2 protein-coding genes (1 of these 2 only partly in view) are annotated in these 19,165 nt (G+C 74.4%); both read right to left on the reverse strand.

Annotated features, from left to right (window positions below; genetic code table 11):
* Complete coding sequence (ccrA, locus tag AB0C73_RS32420; RefSeq protein ID WP_362536972.1) at positions 1–1,245, reverse strand: crotonyl-CoA carboxylase/reductase; 1,245 nt, start codon at positions 1,243–1,245, stop codon at positions 1–3.
* Positions 1,245–19,165, reverse strand: partial view of an amino acid adenylation domain-containing protein gene (locus AB0C73_RS32425; RefSeq protein WP_362536973.1) — the 3' portion only. Its footprint extends 244 nt past the window's final position; the window shows 17,921 of its 18,165 coding nt (coding positions 245–18,165); its start codon lies beyond the right edge, outside the window; it ends in the stop codon at positions 1,245–1,247. Before AB0C73_RS32425 ends, ccrA begins: the two co-directional genes overlap by 1 nt.

Consider the following 19,165-nt stretch of genomic DNA (forward strand, 5'->3'; position numbering starts at 1 on the left):
TCAGGGAAGGTCCGTGAGCCCCGGTTCCGGGGAATTCACGAGGACCGCCACGTTGCCCGGCGGCTGCTTCCCCTCCCAGACGATCTGGTGCGCCTGGCCGATGTCCGTGAAGGGCAGGGTCAGACTCAGGCAGGGGTCGATGTGCCCGGCCGCGACGAGGTCGATGGCGGCCGCGGTCTGGCGTACGTTCGCGGCGTGGGAGCCCTGCAGGCGCTTCTGGAACATCCAGAGGAAGCGCAGGTCGAGGGTCCCGTCGTAGCCGCTGGTGCCGGCGCAGGTGACGACCATCCCGGCCCGGTCGCAGACATAGACCGAGGTCGGCAGGGTGGCCCGGCCGGGGTGTTCGAGGACGATGCTCGGGGATCTGCGCTCACCGAGCGCGTCCCAGAATGCGCGGCCGAACTCCCGGACGCCCGACATCCATTCCCGATAGGCGACGGCGTCGTCCGGATCGGGCAGTCTGCCCCAGTGTCCGAAGTCATTGCGATTGATGACTCCGCGGGCTCCCAGGCGCTTACAGTAGTCGAATTTGTCGTCGTCCGAAACCACGGCGACCGGAATTCCACCGAAATACCTGGTGATCTGGATCGCCATGGAACCGAGACCGCCGGCGCCGCCCCAGATCAGCACGGGGTCGCCCGGCCGCACGGTGTGCGGGTGCCAGCCGAGCAGCATGCGGTACGAGGTGGAGCCGCCGGCCAGGAAGCAGCCGGCCTCCTCCCAGGTCAGGTGCGGGGGCTTCCGGTGGCACTGGTACTCGTCGGCCACGGTGAACTGCGCGAACGAGCCGAAGTTCAGCTCGTACCCCCAGGCCTTCTGGGACCGGGAGGCGGTCGGGTCGACGCCCATGCGGATGTCGGGGGCCGACTCGTCCCAGGTGACGCCGCCGACGATGACGTGGTCGCCCACCCGCAGCTGCTTGACGCCCTCCCCCACGGCCCACACCACGCCGGCGCCCTCGGAGCCGGCGATGTGGAAGTCGTGCGGGTCCCCGGCGCGCTGCCGGTCCGCGATGACGTCGGCGGGGGTGCCGAGCCCCGCCCAGATGCCGTTGTAGTTGATCCCGGCCGCCATCACCATGACGAGCACCTGGCCGCGCCCGACCCGGGGCACCTCGACCGTCTCCAGCCGGATGGACCGCGCGGGCGGGCCGTACCGGTCCCGCCGGATCACTCCGGCGTACATGGAGCGGGGCACCTCGCCGAGCGGCGGTATCTCGCCCAGCTCGTACAACTCCCGGGCCATCAGTCGTCCTTCCTCGTGTCACGGACCTTCAGGTGTGCCGTGATCGCCGCGCCGATCACGGTCAGCGGAGCGGGCCGCAGCATGTCCTCGTGGCGGCAGTCGACCGGGTGGACCGCGAGCCCGCCGCGCGCGTACGGCCGCCAGCGCGCCGCCTTCTCCCCGGCCGCCGCGGCGTCGTCGCCCGCCGTGAACAGCAGCAGGTCGCCGCGGAGTTCGCGCGGCACGTACCGGGCGCGCAGTTCGACGCCGGAGCGGTAGCAGTCCACGACCGTCCCCACCCGGTCGGCGAGCAGTTCCGCGAGCGGTCCGCCGCGTGCGCGCAGCAGCGCGGCGCCCGCCTCCGGGGTCAGCTCGGCGTCGCCCCGGTCAGGTCCGACGCCGGCCGCGTCGAGCAGGCCGCCCAGCACCTGTGCGGCGGGCGGGACCACGGCCCGCTCGCCCGGCGCCGCGGGGTAGGAGTCGAGGACCGCGACCATGGCGACCCGCTCGCCCGCCTCTTCGAGGAGCACGGCGGCCGCCTGGGCGACCAGGCCGCCGAACGACCAGCCCACCAGGTGGTAGGGGCCGGACGGCTGCACGGAGCGGATCCGCTCCACGTAGTCGGCGGCCATCTCCTCCACGCTCGCCGGCCGGTGGCCGGGCGAGCCGAAGGCGCGCGCCTGCAGTCCGTAGACCGGGTGGCCGGCCGGCAGGTGCCGCAGCAGGGCCGCGTACCGCCAGCTCAGGCCGCCCGCGGCGTGCACGCAGAACACCGGCGGCAGATCACCGCGCACCCGCAGCGGCAGCAGGACGTCCAGACCGTTGCGGGCGTCCGGGCCGTCTCCCTCGTCGAGGGCGGCGGCGACGCCGGCGACCGTCGGGGCCAGGAACAGGGCCTGGATGCCCAGTTCGGCGCCGAGGACCTTGCGGATCCGGCTGACCAGACCGGCGGCGAGCAGCGAATTGCCGCCGAGGGCGAAGAAGTCGTCGTCGATGCCGACCTCGCCGGCGCCGACGCCCAGGGCCTCGGCGAACAGCTCGCGGAGCAGCTCCTCCCGCGGTGTGCGCGGGCCCCGGGACGAGCCGGCCGCCGCCACCGGGGCGGGCAGCGCCGCCCGGTCCACCTTGCCGTTCGAGGTGAGCGGCAGCGCGTCGAGGACGACGAGCGCGGACGGCACCAGGTAGTCCGGGAGCGCGCCGGCCAGCCGGCCGCGCAGCTCCCGCCCGTCCGGCGCCGCGTGGCCCGGCGCCGGCACCACGTAGCCGACGAGCCGCTTGTCGCCCGGCCGGTCCTCCCGGATCAGGGAGACGGCGTGGGCCACGTCCGGGAGGGCGGCGAGCGCGGCGTCGACCTCGCTCAGCTCGATCCGGAAGCCGCGCAGCTTCACCTGGTCGTCCACCCGGCCGGCGAACTCCAGGGAGCCGTCGGGCAGTCGCCGGGCCAGGTCGCCCGTACGGTACATCCGGGAGCCGGGCGGGCCGAACGGGTCGGCGACGAAGGAGGCCGCGGTCGTCCCGGGGGCGTTCTCGTAGCCCCGGGCCAGGCCGGTGCCCGCCAGGTACAGCTCTCCGACGACGCCGGTGCCGACGGGCTCCAGCCACGGGGAGAGCACGTACGCGGCGGTGCCCGCCAGGGGGACGCCGATCGGCACGTTGTCCGGCACCGGGGCGCCCGCCCGGATCATGTGGTGCACGGCGAAGACGGTGGCCTCCGTGGGGCCGTAGCCGTTGGTGACCAGCGTGTCGGGGCAGGCCGCGAGGACCTTGCGGACGGCCTCGGCCGGTACGACGTCACCGCCGGTCCGCACCTCGCGCAGCCCCGCGAAGCAGCCGGGCTCCTCCTCCGCCAGCCAGCGGAACAGTCCCGCCGACAGCCACAGTCCCGTGATGCGCTCCGCCACGAGCAGCCGCGCCATGGCCCTGAGGTCCACCTCCCCGGGCGGGGCGACGACCACCGTGCCGTGGTTGAGCAGGGGGACCCACAGCTCCAGGGTCGAGGCGTCCCAGGCGTGCGGCGAGTGGAACAGCACCCGCTCCTGGCTGCCGCCGGCCCAGCACGGGTCGGCGGCCAGTTCCAGCACGTCCCGGTGGGTCACCGCGACGCCCTTGGGCAGGCCGGTGGAACCGGACGTGAACATCACGTACGCCAGCCGGTCCGGCTGCACGGCCACGTCGGGTGCCGTCGGCTCCTGCCGCGCCAGGCGCGGGTCGGTGTCCACCGCCACGGTCCGCCACGCGTCTTGGGCGGCGGCCGGGGCGCCGGCCGCCCGGGCCCCGTCGGTGAGCAGCACCGTGGCGCCCGCGAGCCCGAGGACGGTCCGCTGCCGCTGCTCCGGGTGTCCGGGGTCCAGGGGTACGTAGACCGCGCCGGCCTTCAGGACACCGAGGAAGGCGACCGCCAGGTCGAACGAGCGGTCGAACAGCAGGCCCACCCGGTCTTCCGGGGCGACGCCGAGTTCGAGGAGCAGCCGGGCGAGCCGGTTGGCCCGCTCGTCCAGCTCCCGCCAGGTCAGCCGCTCGTCCCCGAGGCTCAGCGCCACGGCGTCGGGGGTGCGCGCGGCGAGGGCCGCCATGCGGCCGTGCACCGTGGCGTCCGGCACCGTGACGGCAGGGGCCGCCGCGGGGAGCTGCTCCGGGGCCAGGAGCGCGATGCGCCCCACGGGCCGGGCCGGGTCGGCCGCGACCGACTCCAGGAGCCGGGTCAGGCGCTCCAGGAGCACCTCGGCCAGCGGTCCGCCGAGCAGGTCCGGCCGGTGGTCGAGCCGGAACCTCAGGCCGCGGTCGCGCAGGGACGCGACGAGGACGAGCGGGTAGTGCGCCGCGTCCCGGCCGTGCACGGCGGTCGCCCGCAGCTGCGAGGGGGACCGCTCGGTGCTCTCGGGCAGCGGGTAGTTCTCGTACACGAAGGCCGTGTCGAAGAGCGTCCGGTGGCCCGCGATCCGCTGCACGTCGGCCAGGCCCAGGTACTGGTGCCCCTGGAGCGCGGCCTGTTCGGCCTGGACGCGGGCCAGCGCGCCGGTCCACTCCTCGGAGGGATCGAGCCGGACCCGGACGGGCATGGTGTTGATGAACAGCCCGATCATGTTCTCGGCGCCCGGCAGCTCCGGCGGCCTGCCGGACACCGTCGTGCCGAACAGCACGTCGTCGCGGCCGAGATGGCGGCCGAGGACCAGCGCCCAGGCCGTCTGGACCACGGTGTTCATGGTGACGCCGGCGCGTGCGGCGTGGCGCCGCAGCTCCGCGGTGAGCTCCGGGGACAGGTCGTGGACGAGCTGCTCGGGCAGGGCCGGTCCGGACGGCGTCCGGCCGGGGGCCAGCAGCGTCGGCTCCGTCACGCCGTCGAGCGCCTCCCGCCAGACCGACTCGCTCGCCGCGCGGTCCTGCGCGGCCAGCCACTCGACGTACGAGCGGAACGGGACCGGGGCGGGCAGCGCCGAGGTGTCGCCGCCGTTCTCGTACAGGGTGACCAGCTCGCGCAGGAACAGCGGCATCGACCAGCCGTCGAGCAGGATGTGGTGCTTGGTCATGACCAGCCGGTGCCGCTGCTCGCCGAGGCGGATCAGCAGGAACCGGACCAGCGGGGGCCGGTCCAGGGCGAACCGCCGGGCGCGGGCGGCCTCGGTCAGCGCGGTCAGCCGCTCCTGCCGGGCGCTCTCGGACAGGCCGCTCAGGTCGGTCTCGTCCCAGGGCAGGGTGACGGTGCGGGGCACGACCTGGACGGCCGTCCCGTCCGCGCGGTGGCGGAAGCCCGCCCGCAGGTTGGGGTGGCGGTCGAGCAGGGCCTGGCCGGCCCGGCGCAGGGCCCCGGCGTCCAGCGGTCCTTCGAGGTCGAGGACCAGCTGGACGGTGTACACGTCGGGCCCGTCGTCCGCCTGGAGGGAGTGGAAGAACAGCCCTTCCTGGAGCGGGGTCAGGGCGAACGCGTCCTGGAGGCCCTCCGGGGCCGCCGCGAGCTCGTCGATCTCCGGCTGGGTCAGCCCGGACGACGGCAGGTCGTCCGGGGTCGGTACGGCGCCGAGGCCGCCGTCGCCCGGGTCGGCGAGGGCGCGCAGCGCCTCGAACCACAGGTCGGCGAGCTCCTGGACGTCGGCGCGGTCGAAGAGACCGGACGGCCAGGAACAGGTCACGTTCAGGCTCGGTCCTCCGGCCTGCTCGCGGGTGACCGCGTTCATCTCCAGGGCGTGCCCGAAGGGCATTCCGGGGTCGGCGGGCAGCAGCGGGACGCGCAGGTCGGACGCGCTCGACCAGCCCGAGTCCGGGCCGCCGTCACCGAGTTCGCCGGCACCGGCGCCGACCCGTCCCAGGTAGTTGAAGCCGATCTGCGGGGTGGCCGCGCCGGCCAGGGCCTGGGCGGTGTCGGCGTTGAGGTGGCGCAGCAGGCCGTAGCCGAGGCCGTTGTCGGGCAGGGCCCGCAGCTGCTCCCTGACCCGCCGGAGGGCCGCCGCGGCCGCGCCGCCGCCGGCGAACGCGGCGTCCAGGTCGACGGGGCCCGGGTCGAGCCGTACCGGGAACCGGCTGGTGAACCAGCCGACGGTCCGGGACAGGTCGAGGGTCTCGTCGAACTCCTCGCGGCCGTGTCCCTCCAGGTCCACGAGCAGCGCCGTGGCCGCGCCGTCCCGGTCCCGGCGCTCGCGCCAGCGGGCGACGGCGAGCGCGAGACCGGTGAGCAGCACGTCGTTGATCTGAACGCGGTGGCGCGCGGGGACGGCGGTGAGCAGGGCCGTGGTGAGGTCCGCCGGGAGCGCCGCCGTCAGGTGCTGTGCGGTCTCCCGGGTGTCGACGGCGGGGTCGAGCCGGCGGGCGCCGATCAGCGGGTCGGCCTGCCGGGTCTGGGCACGCCAGAGCGGGAGTTCGGCGACACGGGCCGGGTTCTGGGCCTCCATGACGAGGGCCTGGGCCCAGCGGCGGAAGGACGTGCCGACCGGCGCGGGCGCCGGCTCGCGGCCGTCGGTGACCGCCTGCCAGGCCGCGGCGAGGTCGGGCAGCAGGATCCGCCAGGACACCCCGTCGACCACGAGGTGGTGGAGCAGCACGAGGAGCAGGCCCTGCTCGTCCGGTCCCGCGTCGAACCAGACGACCTGGAGCAGCGCGCCGTTCGCCGGGTCGAGCCTGCGCCTGGCCGCCTCGCCGTGCTCCGCCACCGTGGCGGTGACGTCGGCGCCGGCCGGCAGCTCCACCCGGGTGACGCAGCCGGCCGCGGGCACGCTGCCGCGGGCGGTGGTCTCCAGGTTCCAGGGCAGCCCCAGTCCGGTGCCGGTGAGCCGGGCCCGCAGCACGTCGTGGTGGTCGATGACGGACTGGACGGCGCGGGTCAGCGCCGGCTCGCCGAGGCCGCCGGGGACCCGCAGCAGCACCGACTGGTTGAGGCCCTCGAACGGGCCGCCCAGCTGGTGGAGCCACCGGACGACGGGGGTGCCGGGGACGGCTCCCACGCCGTCGTCGGCGGCGGGTCCGGCCTGGCCGGCGGCCGGCACCGGCCGGACCGCGGGGACCAGTTCGGCGACGGTCTGGTTGCGGAAGATGTCCCGGGGGGTGAGGACGAGCCCGGCCTGCCGGGCACGGCTCGCCACCTGGATCGCGTTGATGCTGTCTCCGCCCAGGCCGAAGAAGTTGTCGTCGGCGGCGACCTCGGCGAGGCCCAGCACGTCGGCGACGATCCGGCACAGCAGCGCCTGCGGGTCCTCGTCGGCGGAGGGGGCCCGGGACGGGTCGGCGGACGCGGCGCCGGTGGCGGTCCCCGGGCGGGGAGCGGGGGTGCTCTGCTGCTTCGGCGCGGGCAGCGCGGCCTTGTCGACCTTGCCGTTGACGGTCAGCGGGAGGCGTTCCAGCTCCACGAGCACCGACGGCAGCATGTGCGCCGGCAGCGCGGAGCGCAGATGCGTCCGTACGGCGACCAGGTCGAGCGCCGTACCGGCCGCGGGCACCAGGTGGCCGACGAGCTGCCGTACGCCGGGACGGTCCTCGCGGACGGTCGCGACCGCCTGGCCGACACCGGGCGCGGCGGCCAGGGCCGCCTCGACCTCGCCGAGTTCGATACGGAACCCGCGCAGCTTCACCTGGCCGTCGGCACGGCCGACGAACCGCAGCCGCCCGTCCCTGAGGCGGCTGACCACGTCGCCGGTGCGGTACATCCGGGAGCCCGCCGGGCCGAAGGGGTCGGCGACGAAGCGCTCGGCGGTCAGGCCGTGCCGGCCGAGGTAGCCGCGGGCCACGCCGACACCGGCGACGTACAGCTCGCCGGGGACCCCGACCGGGACCGGCCGCAGCCGGTCGTCGAGCACGTAGGCGCGCATGTTGGGCAGCGGACCGCCGATCGGGGGCACGCCCTCCTCGGGCGCCAGCGGACCGGCCATGGTGCAGGACACCGTGGTCTCGGTGGGGCCGTAGGCGTTGAACATCCGGCGCCCGCCGGCCCACTTGGCGACCAGGCCGGCCGGTGCGGCCTCGCCGGCCGTCACCAGGGTGCGGATCGTGCGCAGGCTGCCCGCGGGCAGCTGGGCGAGCACGGCGGGCGGCAGCGTCGCGTGCGTCACCCCGCGCTCCCGCAGCAGCTCGGGCAGTTCGGCGACCTGGAGCAGCATGTCGGCCGGGCCGAGGACCAGGCACGCACCGGCGGACAGCGGGGTGCAGATCTCGGAGAGCGCGGCGTCGAAGCTGAGCGAGGCGAACTGGAGCGCACGGCTGCCCGGGCCCATCGCGTACGGACCGGTCCGGGCGAGCACCAGGTTCGGGATGCCGCCGTGCTCGACCACCACGCCCTTGGGGCGGCCGGTGGAACCGGAGGTGTAGATGACGTACGCGGGGGTGCGGGGCGTCAGCGGGCCGGTGCGGTCCGCGTCGGTCAGGTCGGCGGCCGGGCGGGCGGCCAGCTCGGCCGCCGTGGCGGGGGCGTCCAGGACGATCCTGCCCATGGGCACCGAGGCGGGGACGGCCTCCTCGGCCGCGCGGGTCGTCACGACGAGGCACGGACGGGCGTCCTCGCACATGTAGGCGATGCGGTCGGCGGGGTACTCGGTGTCGACCGGCAGATACGCGGCACCGGACTTCAGCACGGCGAGGACGGCGACGATCATCTCCGGGGAGCGCGGTACGGCGATCGCCACGATCGACTCCGGGCCCGCGCCCCGCTCCACCAGGAGCCGGGCGAGGCGGTTCGCCCGCTCGTTGAGCTCCTTGTACGACAACTCTGCGTCACCGGCGGAGACGGCCGGGGCGTCCGGGGTACGGGCCACCTGGGCCTCGATCAGCTCGGGCACCAGCAGCCCCGGGAGCTCACGGGCCGTCTCGTTCCACCCGTACAGCAACTGCTCACGCTCGCCCGGCGCGAGGATCTCCAGATCCTCCACCCGGCGGTCCGCGTCCGCGACCACGGCCTTCAGGACCGCCGTGAACCGGGCCACCATCGACTCCACCGTCGCCCGGTCGAACAGATCCGTGGCGAAGGCGGCGGTTCCGGCGAGGCCCGCCGGAGCGCCCTCGGGGGTGTACCGCTCGGCGAGCCGCACCGAGAAGTCGAACTTGGCGCGCCCGGAACCGTCGCCCTCGGGCTCGCCCACCTCCCCGCCGGTCAGTCCGGCGAGACGGACGTCCGCCCGGGTCACGTTGTCGAGCGACAGCATGATCTGGAAGAGCGGGTGGTGGGCGGCCGACCGGCGCGGGTTCACCGCGTCCACCACGCGCTCGAAGGGGACGTCCTGGTGGGCGTACGCGGCCAGGTCGGTCTCCCTGACACGGTCGAGCAGCTCGCGGAACGTGGGGTCCCCGGACGTGTCGGTGCGCAGCACCAGCGTGTTGACGAAGAAGCCGACCAGGTCGTCGAGCGCCTCGTCACCGCGCCCCGCCACCGGCGTGCCGATGGGGATGTCGGTGCCGGCGCCGAGCCGGGTGAGCAGGGTGGCGAGGGCCGCCTGGAGGACCATGAAGACGGTGGTCCGGCTGGAGCGCGCGAGGCCGAGCAGACCCGTGTGCAGCGCGGTGTCCAGCTCGACCGGCACCAGACCGCCCTCGTGCCCGGCCTCCTCCGGCCGCGGCCGGTCGGTGGGCAGAACAAGGGCTTCGGGCAGACCGGAGAGGGTCCGGGTCCAGTGGGCGAGCTGGCGGGAGATCTCGCTGTCCGGGTCGCTCTCGTCGCCGAGCAGCTCGCGCTGCCACAGCGCGTAGTCGGCGTACTGCACGGGAAGCGGGGCCCACTGCGGCTCGGTGCCCTGGCAGCGGGCCTCGTAGGCCGCCGCCAGGTCACGGACCAGCGGCCGCATCGACGAGGCGTCGCCCGCGATGTGGTGCAGGACGAGGACGAGCACGTGCTCCTCCGGGCCCAGGACGAGAAGCTGGGCGCGCAGCGGGAGGTCCGTGTCCAGCGCGAAGTCGGCCCGCCGCGCGGCGGCGACGGCCTCGTCGACGCCGTCCGGCGTCACCGCGGCGACGTGCAGGTAGGGACGTGCCTCGGCAGGGTCGAGGACCAGCTGGTGGGGGATGCCGTCGGTGGCGGGGATGAGGGTGCGCAGGCTCTCGTGGCGGGACACCACGTCGGCGAGCGCCGCCTCCAGGGCCGCCACGTCCAGCGCGCCGCCGATCCGGGTGACGAGCGGGATGTTGTACGTGCCGGCCGTGGCGCCCAGTTGGCTCAGGGCCCACAGGCGGCGCTGGGCGAAGGAGACCGGTATCTCGGCCGGGCGCTCCTGCGGGACGAGCGGGGTGCGGGCGGCGGCGCCGTCGCCGAGGCGGCGGGCCAGTCCGGCCACGGTCGGGGTCTCGAAGAGTGCCTGGATGGGGAGTTCGACGCCGAGGACGGAGCGCACGCGCGAGACGAGACGGGTCGCGAGGAGCGAGTGACCGCCCAGGTCGAAGAAGCTGTCGTCGACGCCCACCCGGGTCAGCCCGAGCACCTCGGCGAACAGGCCGCAGAGCAGGTCCTCCTGCGCGGTGCGGGCCTCGCGGCGCACGCCTTCGGCGAGGGCGGCCGGGGCGGGCAGGGCCTTGCGGTCGGTCTTGCCGTTCGGCGTCAGCGGCACCGACTCCAGGGCCACGACGGCGGACGGCACCATGTACTCCGGAAGCAGCTCCCGGACCGCACGCCGTACGGCCTCCGTGTCCACGTCGCGGCCCTCGGCCGGGACGACGTAGCCGACGAGCCGGTGGTCGCCGGGGACGTCCTCACGGACGGCCGCGACCGCACGGGAGACGCCGGGAACCGAGGCCAGGGCGGACTCGACCTCGCCCAGCTCGATGCGGTAGCCGCGAACCTTGACCTGGTCGTCGGCCCGCCCGACGAACTCAAGCACACCCGCGTCCGTCCAGCGGACCAGGTCACCCGTGCGATACATCCGCGAACCGGCCGGGCCGTACGGGTCGGTGACGAACCGCTCGGCGGTCAGACCGGGACGGCCGAGATAGCCGCGGGCCACGCCCTCGCCGGCGATGTAGAGCTCGCCAGCGACACCGGGCGGGACCAGCCGCAGCCGGCCGTCCAGCACATACACCTGCGTATTGGCGATCGGCGCACCGATCGGAGCCCGGCCGTCACCCGCCAGCAGGGCACTGGTCGACCAGATCGTGGTCTCGGTCGGCCCGTACATGTTCCACACCGAGACACCCGTGGCAGCCAGCTCCGAAGCCAGCCCACCGTCCAGAGCCTCACCACCCACGAGGATCCGCAGACCCTCGACCGCGGCCGCGTCGGTCTCCATCAGCGCCCGCCACAACCCCGGCGTCGCCTGCATCACCGACACACCCTCGGCACGGATCAGACGGCCCAACTCGGCCGGATCCCGCACCACATCACGATCCGCGACCACCACCACGGCACCCGACACCAACGGCAGGAACACCTCAAGCAACGAGATGTCGAACCCGAACGTCGTCACCGCCAGCCACCGCTCACCCACGGCAAGCCCGACCTGCGAACCCATCGACCACAGGAAGTTCCGCAGCGCACCATGAGGCACCACCACACCCTTCGGCCGGCCCGTCGAACCCGACGTGTACAGCACATACGCCGCGTCATCGGCCGAGATCGTCCGCTCGACCGAGAGCGCGGACGCCCGGGTGACCTCGTCTAGGAGGACGACCGGGGTGTCCACACCTTCCGGCAGCCGCTCCACGGCTCCCCGGGTCGAGACCAGCACCGCCGGAGCGGCGTCGGCCAGGACGTAACCGATCCGGTCCGCCGGGAAGTCCAGATCCACCGGCAGGAACGCCCCACCCGCGAGACCCACACCCAGCATCGCCACCACCGCGTCCACCGAACGCGGCACCGCCAACGCCACCACCGAACCACGACCCACACCACGCCCGGCAAGATCGTTCGCCACACCCACCGCACGCGCCCACAACTCCGCATACGACAACGAGACATCGCCGCACACCACGGCGGGCGCGTCCGGGGTCTCGGCGACCCGCTCCCCGAACCAGTCGGGCAGCACGCCCGCCGGCACGACGGCGTCCGTCGCGTTCCAGCCGCTCAGCAGTCGGTCACGCTCCGCGGCGTCGAGGACCTCGATGTCCCCGATCGCACGGTCGGGGTCGGCCACGGCGGCGCGCAGCACGCGCTCCAGGCGGGCGACGACGAGGTCCACGGTGTCGCGGTCGAAGAGGTCGGCGGAGTAGTCCGCGACGCCCTCCAGTCCGTTCGGGACGCCGTTCGCGGTGTGCCGCTCGCCGAGGCCGAGGGACAGGTCGAACCTGGCCCACGGGGACTCGCCCGCCTCGGCGGCGACGGCCAGGCCCGGCAGTTCGAGGGCCGCGCTGCCCGTGTTCTGCACGGTGAGCGTGACCTGGAAGAGCGGGTGGCGGGTCAGCGAACGCTGCGGGTTGAGCGCCTCCACCAGGCGCTCGAACGGCAGTTCCTGGTGGGCGTATGCGGCCAGGTCGGTCTCCCGGACCCGGGCGAGCAGTTCGCGGAAGGACGGGTCGCCCGAGGTGTCGGTCCGCAGCACCAGGGTGTTGAGGAAGAAGCCGACCATGTCGTCGAGGGCGTCGTCGGTCCGGCCGGCGATGGGGGCGCCGATCGGGATGTCCGTGCCCGCGCCCAGCCGCGTCAGGACGGTGGCGAGGCCGGCCTGGAGCACCATGAACAGGCTGGTGCCCATGGAGGTGGCCAGCGCGAGCAGCTGCCGGTGCAGCTGTGCGTCGAACGAGAAGCGGAGCTTCGCGCCGCGCTGCGCGCCGGTGAGCGGCCGCGGCCGGTCGGCGGGCAGGGCGAGCTCTTCGGGCAGACCGGCGAGCGCCTGCGTCCAGTGGGCGAGCTGGCGGGAGATCTCGCTGTCCGGGTCGCTCTCGTCGCCGAGCACCTCGCGCTGCCACAGCGCGTAGTCGGCGTACTGCACCGGCAGCGGAGCCCACTGCGGCTCGGTGCCGCCGAGGCGTGCGCCGTACGCCGCCGCCAGGTCCGCCGCCAGCGGCTGAAGCGACCACGCGTCGGCCGCGATGTGGTGCAGGACGAGCACCAGGACGTACTCCTCCTCCCCCACCGTCAGCAGCGCCGCGCGCAGCGGGATCTCCTCGGTCAGGTCGAAGCCCCGGCCGACGAACCCGGCGATCCGCGCGTCGGCATCCATGGCGTCGCCCGCCATGTCGTCACCCGCCGTGTCGTCGCCCGCCGTGTCGAGCACGGTCAGGCCGAACGGCTGCGCCGAGGCCTCGCACACGGCCTGTCGGGGTTCGCCGTCCGTGGCGGGAAAGACCGTGCGCAGGCTCTCGTGGCGGGACACCACGTCGGCGAGCGCGGCCGCGAGCGCGTCGCGGTCCAGGGCGCCGCGCAGCCGCAGCACCATGGGGATGTTGTAGAGCGGGCTCGTCGGGTCCATCCGGTTGATGAACCAGAGGCGGCGCTGCGCGAAGGACAGCGGCACGGCGTCCGGTCGCTCGGCGGGGGCCGGCGCGGGGCGGGCCGCCGCGGCCCCGTCGAGGCGTTCGGCGAGCCCGGCGACGGTGGGGGCCTCGAAGAGGGCCCGGATGCCGAGCTGGGCGGACAGCACCGAGCGGATCCGGCTCAGCAGCCGGGTGGCGAGCAGGGAGTGGCCGCCGAGCTCGAAGAAGTTCTCGTCGATCCCGACCCGGCCGACGCCGAGCACCTCGGCGAACAGGCCGCTGAGGATGGCCTCCTGCGGGGTGCGCGGCTCGCGGCCGCGCACGGCCGAAGCCTGCCGCGGGGCGGGCAGCGCCTTGCGGTCGGCCTTGCCGTTCGGTGTCAGCGGCACCGACTCCAGGGCGACCACGGCCGACGGGACCATGTACTCGGGGAGCACGGCCGCGACATGACGCCGGATCGCCTGGTCGTCCGGGACCACGCCCTCGACCGGCACCACATAGCCGACCAGACGCCGGTCACCGGGCGTGTCCTCCCGGACCACCGCCACCGCACGCGCCACACCCGGCGCACCGGCAAGCGCCGACTCGACCTCGCCCAGCTCGATCCGGTGACCGCGCACCTTCACCTGGTCGTCGGCACGGCCGACGAACTCGAGAGTGCCGTCGGATGTCCACCGCACCACGTCGCCGGTGCGGTACATCCGGGAGCCGGCGGGGCCGAAGGGGTCGGCGACGAAGCGCTCGGCGGTGAGCGCGGGGCGCCCGAGGTAGCCGCGGGCCACGCCCTCGCCGGCGATGTAGAGCTCGCCGGGGACCCCGGCGGGTACCGGGCTCATCCGGCGGTCGAGCACGTAGACCTGGGTGTTGCGCAGCGGCCGGCCGATCGGGACGGCGCCGTGCGGGAGTTCCTCCCCGGGGCCGACGCGGTGCTGCACGGCGCTGACCGTGGTCTCGGTGGGGCCGTAGACGTTGAGCAGCGTGCCCTGCGGGCGCAGCCGGCGCCAGGGCTCGACGGCGCCGGAGGTGAGGGCCTCACCGGCGACGAGGAGTTCGGCGTCGTCCGCGGCGCCGCCGGCGGAGTCCGTCAGCATGCCGAGGTGGCTGGGCGTGACCTTCAGGAGGTCGAAGGGCTTCTCGACGGCGTTCTCGAGGAAGTCCGTCAGCTGGATGTGGCCGCCCGCGGTGAGCGGCACGTGCAGCGTGGTCACGGTGGTGTCGAACGACACCGAGGAGTGCAGCAGCACGTCGCCGTGCACGCCCCGGTAGTCGGCGACCGCGCCCGTGACGTAGTCGGCGAGGCCGGCGTGCCGTACGACGACTCCCTTGGGGGTGCCGGTGGAGCCGGAGGTGTAGATGACGTACGCGGCGTGGTCGGGCAGCAGCGCGGCGGTGCGGTCCCGGTCAGTGACGTTCGCCGCGTCGTGCCCGGCGAGGCCGGCGGCCGTGGCCGCGTCGTCGAGGACGACGACGGGCTGCTCGACGCCCTTCGGCAGGTGCGGCCGGACGTCGCGGGTCGTGATCACCAGGGCCGGCGCGGCGTCGGCCAGCATGTAGGCGATGCGGTCGGCGGGGTACTCGGTGTCGACCGGCAGATACGCGGCACCGGACTTCAGCACGGCGAGGACGGCGACGATCATCTCCGGGGAGCGCGGTACGGCGATCGCCACGATCGACCCCGGACCCGCGCCCCGCTCCGCCAGGAGCCGGGCGAGGCGGTTCGCCCGCTCGTTGAGCTCCTCGTACGACAGCTCGGCGTCACCGGCGGAGACGGCCGGGGCGTCCGGGGTACGGGCCGCCTGGGCCTCGATCAGCTGCGGCACCAGCAGCGCCGGAAGCTCACGGGCCGTCTCGTTCCACCCGTACAGCAGTTGCTCACGCTCGCCCGGCGCGAGGATCTCCAGATCCTCCACCCGGCGGTCGGCGTCCGCGACCACGGCCTTCAGGACCGCCGTGAACCGGGCCACCATCGACTCCACCGTCGCCCGGTCGAACAGATCCGTGGCGAACTCGGCCAGGGCGTCCAGACCGGCGGGCGAACCGTCGGCGGCGAGGCGCTCGTTGAGGCCGAACGACAGGTCGAAGCGGGCGACGCCGCCGTTGCCGGGCTCGGCGCCGAGGGTCAGACCGGGCAGCTCCAGGGTGGGCTGCGCCGTGTTCTGCAGGGCGAGCACGATCTGGAACAGCGGGTGGCGCCCGAGCGAGCGGGCCGGGTTGAGCGCCTCCACGAGGCGCTCGAAGGGGACGTCCTGGTGGGCGTACGCGGCCAGGTCGGTCTCCCGGACGCGGGCCAGGAGCTCGCGGAAGGACGGGTTGCCCGAGGTGTCGGTGCGCAGCACCAGCTCGTTGATGAAGAAGCCGACGAGTTCCTCGACGGCGTCGTCGGTGCGTCCGGCGACCGGTGTGCCGATGGGGATGTCGGTGCCGGCGCCGAGCCGGGTGAGCAGGGTGGCGAGGGCCGCCTGGAGGACCATGAAGAGGCTCGTGCCGGACTCCCGCGCGAGGGTGAGCAGGTGCCGGTGGAGCGCGGCGTCGATCTCGAAACGGACGCGCTCGCCCTGGTGGGAGGAGGCGGCGGGGCGCGGCCGGTCGGTGGGCAGGGCGAGCTCGGTGGGCAGGCCCGCGAGCGTCTGCGTCCAGTGGGCGAGCTGGCGGGAGATCTCGCTGTCCGGGTCGGCCTCGTCGCCGAGCAGCTCGCGCTGCCACAGCGCGTAGTCGGCGTACTGCACGGGCAGCGGGGCCCACTGCGGCTCGGTGCCCTCGCGGCGGGCCGCGTACGCGGCCGAGAGGTCCGCCGCGAGCGGGCGCAGGGACCAGGCGTCGCCCGCGATGTGGTGCAGGACGAGCACCAGGACGTGCTCCTCCTCCCCCACGGTCAGCAGGGACGCGCGCAGCGGGATCTCCTCGGCGAGGTCGAAGCCCCGGCGCACGGTGTCGGCGACGGCGGCGGTGACGCCGTCCGCCGTGACGTCGACGGTACGGAGCACCCGGCGGGCGGCGGCCTCGGCGCCCAGGATCACCTGGCGGGGTTCGCCGTCGGTGGCGGGGAAGAGGGTGCGCAGGCTCTCGTGGCGGGACACCACGTCGGCGAGCGCCGCCTCCAGGGCCGCCACGTCGAGCGGACCGTGCAGGCGCAGGCCCAGGGTGATGTTGTAGAGCGGGCTGTCGGTGTCGAGCTGGTTGATGAACCACAGGCGGCGCTGGGCGAAGGAGACCGGGATCTCGGCCGGGCGCTCCTGCGGGACGAGCGGGGTGCGGGCGGCGGCGCCGTCGCCGAGGCGGCGGGCCAGTCCGGCCACGGTCGGGGTCTCGAACAGTGCGCGGATGGGGAGTTCGACGCCGAGGACGGAACGCACGCGCGAGACGAGACGGGTCGCGAGGAGCGAGTGACCGCCCAGGTCGAAGAAGCTGTCGTCCACACCGACCCGGGCGACTCCCAGGATCTCGGCGAACAGGCCGCAGAGCAGGTCCTCCTGCGCGGTCCGCGCCTCGCGGCGCACGCCTTCGGCGAGGGCGGCCGGGGCGGGCAGGGCCTTGCGGTCGGTCTTGCCGTTCGGCGTCAGCGGCACCGACTCCAGGGCGACCACGGCCGACGGCACCATGTACTCCGGGAGCACGTCGGCGACATGACGGCGCACCGCCTGGAGGTCCGGCACCGTGCCGTCCGTCGGGACGACGTAGCCGACCAGGCGCCGGTCACCGGGCGTGTCCTCCCGGACCATCGCCACCGCACGCGCCACACCCGGCGCAGCGGCCAGCGCGGACTCGACCTCGCCGAGTTCGATGCGGTAGCCGCGAACCTTGACCTGGTCGTCGGCACGCCCGACAAACTCAAGCACACCCGCGTCCGTCCAGCGGACCAGGTCACCCGTGCGATACATCCGCGAACCGGCCGGGCCGTAAGGGTCGGTGACGAACCGCTCGGCGGTCAGACCGGGACGGCCGAGATAGCCACGGGCCACGCCCTCACCCGCGATGTAGAGCTCGCCCGGGACACCGGGCGGGACCAGCCGCAGCCGGCCGTCCAGCACATACACCTGCGTATTGGCGATCGGGCCGCCGATCGGAGCTCGGCCGTCACCCGCCAGGAGGGCACTGGTCGACCAGATCGTCGTCTCCGTCGGACCGTACATGTTCCACACCGAGACACCCGCGGCAGCCAGCTCCGAAGCCAGCCCACCGTCCAGCGCCTCACCACCGACCAGGATCCGCAGACCCTCGACCGCGGCCGCGTCGGTCTCCATCAGCGCCCGCCACAACCCCGGCGTCGCCTGCATCACCGACACACCCTCGGCACGGATCAGACGGCCCAACTCGGCCGGATCCCGCACCACATCACGATCCGCGACCACCACCACAGCACCCGACACCAACGGCAGGAACACCTCAAGCAACGAGATGTCGAACCCGAACGTCGTCACCGCCAGCCACCGCTCACCCACGGCAAGCCCGACCTGCGAACCCATCGACCACAGGAAGTTCCGCAGCGCACCGTGAGGCACCACCACACCCTTCGGCCGGCCCGTCGAACCCGACGTGTACAGCACATACGCCGCGTCATCGGCCGACACCCGGCAGGGGGTCACCAGCTCAGCGGCAGGCTCGATGGCATCGAGCAGCGCCACCGGCGCGGCGACATCCTCCGGAAGTCCGTCCACGGCCGCACGCGTCGACAGCACGACCGCCGGAGCGGCGTCGGCCAGGACGTAACCGATCCGGTCCGCCGGGAAGTCCAGATCCACCGGCAGGAACGCCCCGCCCGCGAGACCCACACCCAGCATCGCCACCACCGCGTCCACCGAACGCGGCACCGCCAACGCCACCACCGAACCACGACCCACACCACGCCCGGCAAGCTCGTTCGCCACACCCACCGCACGCGCCCACAACTCCGCGTACGACAACGAGACTTCGCCGCACACCACGGCGGGCGCGTCCGGGGTCTCGGCGACCCGCTCCCCGAACCAGTCGGGCAGCACGCCCGCCGGCACGACCGCGTCCGTCGCGTTCCAGCCGCTCAGCAGCCGAGCACGCTCAGTGCCCTCCAGCACATCGATCGCACCCACCAGCTGCTCCGGGTCCATGACCGCCGCATGCAGCACACGCTCCAGACGTCCGAGGATCAGGTCCGCCGCCGCCCGGTCGAAGAGGTCGGGGCGGTAGTCGAGGCGCACCTGCACTCCGGCGGCCGTCCGGGAGACGACCAGGGTCAGCGGGTAGTGGGTGGCGTCGCGCCCCTTGGCGCCGGCCAGACGCAGCCCGGACCGCGACCGGGCCGCGGCGGCGGCCGGGTCCACCGGGTAGTTCTCCACGAGCACGGTCGTGTCGAAGAGTTCGCCGATGCCGGCGGCCGTCTGGATCTCGGCGAGGCCGATGTGCTGGTGGGGGCCCAGGTCGGACTGCTCGTTCTGCACCCGGGCGAGGGCCTTGGACCAGGGCTCGTCCGGGTCGAGGGCGATGCGCACGGGCACCGTGTTGATGAACAGGCCGACCATGGACTCGATGCCCGGGACCTCGGCCGGGCGGCCGGCCACGGTCGTCCCGAAGACGACGTCGTCACGGCCGGTCAGCCGGCCGAGGACGACGGCCCAGGCGAGCTGGGTGACCGTGTTGAGGGTGACCGACCCGGCCGCGGCCAGCTCGGTGAGGCCGTCCGCGAGCCCGGCCGGGAGCAGCCGCTCGACGCGTTCCGGCATGAGGGCGGCACGGCGCGCGTCGGCCGGGGCGAGCCGGGTGGCTTCCTCGACACCGGCCAGGGCGCGGCGCCAGGCCTGCTCCGAGGCGTCGCGGTCCTGTCCGGCCAGCCACTGGAGGTAGTTCCGGTAGGGGGTCACCGGAGGCAGGGCGGCCTCGCCGTGCTCGTACACGGTGAAGAGCTCGCGCAGCACGACCGGCATGGACCAGCCGTCGAGCAGGATGTGGTGGTTGGTGACGACCAGCCGGTGCAGGTCCGCCGCGCGGCGGATCAGCAGGCAGCGGAGCAGCGGCGGCTGCGCCAGGTCGAAGCGCTCGGCGCGCTCGGCGTCGGCGAGCCGGACGAGTTCGGCCTCGCGGGCGTCGGGGGCGAGGGAGGTCAGGTCGGCCTCGCGCCAGGGCAGTACGGCCTCGCGGGGGATGAACTGCACCGGCTTGCCGG

Origin of the sequence: Streptomyces sp. NPDC048623 (genome assembly GCF_040650755.1) — a bacterium.
Taxonomy (GTDB): domain Bacteria; phylum Actinomycetota; class Actinomycetes; order Streptomycetales; family Streptomycetaceae; genus Streptomyces.

What these genes read in the sequence shown, in the direction of transcription:
- ccrA (WP_362536972.1), bottom strand. Translation starts at nt 1,245, where the DNA reads ATGGCCCGGGAGTTGTACGAGCTGGGCGAGATACCGCCGCTCGGCGAG.